Here is a 1,266-nt window from a genome sequence, read left to right as displayed (position 1 = left end):
TGTAGTGGTCAATAAAATTTGGCCACAGTTTTAGAATCTTGATATCTAACCTCAGATTCATTTGGCGCTAAACCGGCATTATAATGATGCGGCCTAACGTTGTTGTAATATCCGTTGATATAATCACTAACGCTATATTTAGCATCTATAAAATTTCCATATCCAACCTTTGGCATCCATTCCGTTTTAAAGCTTCTAAAAAATCGCTCCATTGGTGCATTATCCCAACAGTTTCCACGCCTACTCATACTTTGTTTGATTTTATAGCGCCATAAACGTTGGCGATATTTTAAACTTGTATAATGACTACCCTGGTCTGAATGAAACATCAGTCCTGTCGGTTTTCCTCTGCTTTCATACGCGAGTTCAAGCGCTTTTAGCGTTAAATTAGTATCTGGCGACAACGACATGGCCCAGCCAACTACTTTACGTGCAAATAAATCAATAACAACGGCTAAATAAGCCCAGCGATTACCTACCCAAATATACGTCACATCACCGCACCATACGGTATCTGGCTCAACAACATCAAATTGTCTATCAAGCAGGTTTGGAATTTCAAGGTGTTCATTACCGCCGCGTTTATATGAATGTTGAGGTACTTGGCAGCTTTCAAGCTTTAATTTAACCATTAGCTTAGCAGCACGATAACGACTCAATTCAAAATCATTGTTCGTTGCTATTGCCGCGATTGTCCGCGCCCCAGCTGAGCCACCGCTCATTGCATGTATTGCTTTAACTTCAGCCTCTAGCCTTACTTGCTCTGACGTCGGCGTTGTATCCCGTATAGCCCAATATTTATAGCTGCTACGATGCACATTGAATACGTTACACAGCACGCTAATTGGGTAACGCTCTCGTTGATTTAGTTTCTCGATTAACGAGAATTGTTCAGGGAGTCGGACATCAAGAGAGCGGTAGCCTTTTTTAATATATCCTTTTCTAATTCGATGCGTTGGATTTGCTTTTTAAGTTCGCGGATTTCAATTTGTTCGGGCGTCATTGGCGAAGCCGATGGTGTCTGGCCATTCCGCTCTTGCTTTAATTGAGTAACCCACTTACTGACGGTTGATTTACCCACCCCCATCGCTTTGGCTGCTTCTTCTTGAGTATAACTTTGGTCAACTACAAGCTGAGCTGTTTCTAATTTTATTGCTGCAGAATACGTTGCGCGTTTTAATTTCGTCATTTTTTCACCCAAATTTGTATGCTTATTAGCATAACATTTCTTTCTTAATGGGTGGCCAAAATCACTGTACCACTACA

Annotated in this window: 1 protein-coding gene; it reads right to left on the bottom strand. The window is 41.2% G+C overall.

Annotation, left to right across the window (positions count from 1 at the left end):
• Nucleotides 1-8 precede the first annotated feature (8 nt).
• Nucleotides 9-1,189, bottom strand: a protein-coding gene (locus I6F50_RS20100; protein WP_165728178.1) for an IS3 family transposase whose coding sequence is annotated in 2 segments (ribosomal slippage) — nt 9-931 and nt 931-1,189 — 1,182 coding nt in all. Because the reading frame shifts where the segments join, the coding sequence is not laid out codon by codon here.
• Nucleotides 1,190-1,266 lie beyond the last annotated feature (77 nt).

Source organism: Pseudoalteromonas sp. NZS127_1 (assembly GCF_015864295.1).
Lineage (GTDB): Bacteria > Pseudomonadota > Gammaproteobacteria > Enterobacterales > Alteromonadaceae > Pseudoalteromonas > Pseudoalteromonas arctica.
This window is presented reverse-complemented; position numbering and strand designations above follow the sequence as displayed.